Here is a 2390-nt window from a genome sequence, read left to right on the forward strand (position 1 = left end):
GTTTCAAGTTTTCAATAGTAACTGCCACAATGCAGCTATAATGTTTCATAAAAGTAGAGGTATCTGTGTCGAAGTATGAAATAACGTTAATGCTTGTGAAGTGGAAATCAACAGTTTATCGGTATTTTTTGTTTCGAATATACTTGCCACTATAAAGCTAAAACGTTTCAAGTTCTAAGGAGTACTTGCCACAATGTAGCTATGACGTTTCATAAAAGTAAGGGTATTTGTATCATTGTATAGAATGATACAAATAATTTTTTAGATGAAACCAGCAAATCATCGATGTTTCTTGGTAAGAAAGTAATTGTTATCATAACGCTATAATGTTTTATTTCATTTGTAAGAAAAGGGACAATTACGTTACACTTTAAAAGTATGATTTACACTATTTAATACCGAATGGGTTTCCCGCATGGAGATTGTAGTGTAAAGTAGTAATTTTACAAATAAGTACAGTCTTATATAATACAAGTACAAGAATGTTTACTTGATAGGACAAATACTGTTCGATAAATCATTTCTCGATATAGATTATTCTGATAACGTTTCAATTTATATGCTATGTTGCCACCATGTAGCTATAACGTCTCAAGTTCTATAATTTATAATTCTAATTGGTGGGAACTTAGTAAGGAGGTTTTTGAATATGGAGAAAGTATTAGTGTTGTTTAGCGATGCCCTTTTACTTGCTGCACCAATGTATGAAAAGAACACGCAGCTATGGGAAAAGTGGAATAGATATTATGAGGAAGTACAGGGAAATCATGACAAAGTAGTAACTTCAGCTAATATATCCCCTTCATTTTCAGCTCTTGTCTCTTGGTTAGGCCAGAAACAAGAACAAGGGATTTCATTATTGCATATATACGCAAATCTAGATAAATATAAAATTGAGATTCGAAATGTACTCGATAAAATAATAGAGCAAGAATTTGGAGGTACGTCTGAAGAAGTTGAAACGTCTATAATATCTAATACAACCGATGAAAAGTTAAAAGAGCATTCAATTGATCTACAAGAGGATTACTATCCTGTAAGTAATGATGCGGTATATTATCAACTACGAGATGGTATAGCCAAGAATCACTTTGAAGAAGATGAAGTAGGAGCAGTATCTGTTTTACCATTAGAAACTAAAAATACAAGCGGAGTTGCTCAGCTATCATCACACAAGGATGAAGATTTAAGGCTAGTAAACACCAATGAAGCAGAAAGATGGTCAATACTAGTCGATGGTGTTATTAGTAACATGGATGATCTTACCGCAGACTGTTTAGATACAATTACAATACAGTGGTTGAATCAAGCGAAATCTCCAGATGATTTTATTGATTTCAGCTATGAAAATGTACTAGATATGTGTAATATTCCAAAAGCATCAGCAAATGGTATAGAGTATTATCGTGCAGAAGATAAAATTAAAATTGCACAACGTATAGCTGCTTTGGCGAGTATCTTTATTTATTTAAATGACGATAATGAAGTCGTGGTTTTAAATGATCGTGCAGAAACTGGTGAGCAATTTGAAATGAAACGTGAAATAATTAAAAGACTTTTCGTTTTAGATTCTGTAGTTCTTTGGAGAGATAAAAATACCAATGATTACGTAGGTATTGAATCTTGTAGAATAAAGCCAGGTAGCTTTTTGTCGATGTATTTATACGGATCTAGTAGCACAACAGCGTTATTATCTAAAAAAGCATTGGAGTATAATAGTTATCGACACAAATTCCACAAGCGACTAATTCGCTATTTATCTTGGCAATGGAGAATTCGACAACAGTACAGTAATTTAAAAAGACCATATTCAATTGATGGAGAAAAAGGACTATTGTCTGTTATGGGGATTAATATAGCTAAGGGACGCCCCCACCGTATTCGTGAGCAATTAGAAAATGTATTAATAGATTTAGAAAAAGAAAAAGTTATTTCACATTGGGAGTACGCTGAGGAAATTGATGAATCAAGAATTGGAGAACGGAACTGGTTTAAGAATTATTACTCAAAATTAGGAATCATCATTTTACCACCAAAAGAGTTAATGGATAATATCGGGAGTTTGGCAAAGAAAAAGGTAATTGATACTCCGGATAAGCAAGAAAATAATGTGATTATAAATACGATAGCTCATAGTACAGTAAGTACTGAGGAGCTAATTAGAGAGAAAATTATGCACCAACATATGCATCAAAATAGAACAATGCGCGAAATAGCAGATGAGTTAGGCTTATCCCCTGCTACACTATCGAGATTCTGTAATAAGAAAATGAAACGGATTTCAAACAGTGTTAATGATAAGTTAACAAAATGGTATGAAAGACAAATGATAATCGAGTCTATGTAAGCAAAAAAGAGGAAACCACTTTGATGATATGATCCCCTTATAG

At 32.8% G+C, this 2390-nt stretch carries 1 protein-coding gene; it reads left to right on the top strand.

Features of this window, described 5'->3' with window-relative positions; all coding sequences use genetic code 11:
* The first annotated feature begins 649 nt into the window (after window positions 1–649).
* Window positions 650–2347 carry a helix-turn-helix domain-containing protein gene (locus DN408_RS31040; protein WP_002191654.1) on the top strand — a complete coding sequence of 566 codons (1698 nt, stop codon included), beginning with the start codon at window positions 650–652 and terminating at the stop codon, window positions 2345–2347.
* Window positions 2348–2390 lie beyond the last annotated feature (43 nt).

Origin of the sequence: Bacillus sp. AR13-1, from assembly GCF_008042285.1 — a bacterium.
In the GTDB taxonomy this organism is placed as follows: Bacteria; Bacillota; Bacilli; order Bacillales; family Bacillaceae_G; genus Bacillus_A; species Bacillus_A mycoides.

Bases quoted from the DNA above. Each gene is read 5' to 3' on its own strand.
- DN408_RS31040 (WP_002191654.1), top strand. From the start codon at position 650: ATGGAGAAAGTATTAGTGTTGTTTAGCGATGCCCTTTTACTTGCTGCA.